1 protein-coding gene is annotated in these 323 nt (G+C 62.2%); it reads right to left on the reverse strand.

The window, feature by feature from the left end; all coding sequences use genetic code 11:
• Nucleotide 1: 1 nt before the first annotated feature.
• Nucleotides 2-323, reverse strand: a 322-nt coding sequence (locus BK660_RS29955; RefSeq protein WP_473087015.1) for an oxidoreductase, incomplete at its 5' end; no start/stop codon positions are given.

Here is a 323-nt window from a genome sequence, read left to right on the forward strand (position 1 = left end):
TTCAGGCGTTAGCGGTGGGCCAATCGATGTAGCCTTTGGCGCCTCCGCCGTAGTAACTCTCACGCGGCGCAATGGTCAGTTCGAGACCGTGCCGCAGACGTTCCACCAGATCGGGGTTGGCAATAAACAGGCGTCCAAACGCCACCGCGTCGATGCGGCCCTGCGCCCGACGCTCGAGCGCCATCGCCAGGTCATAGTTGTTGTTGCCAATGAACGGGCCTTCGAACTGCGCACTCAGTGCGTCCAGGTCCACGCCCGCGGGCACGGTTCGAGATGTGGCGGTGGCGCCTTCGACGAAATGCAGGTAGGCCAGATTGAATCGA

It is taken from the genome of Pseudomonas brassicacearum (assembly GCF_003732265.1).
GTDB lineage: Bacteria > Pseudomonadota > Gammaproteobacteria > Pseudomonadales > Pseudomonadaceae > Aquipseudomonas > Aquipseudomonas brassicacearum_D.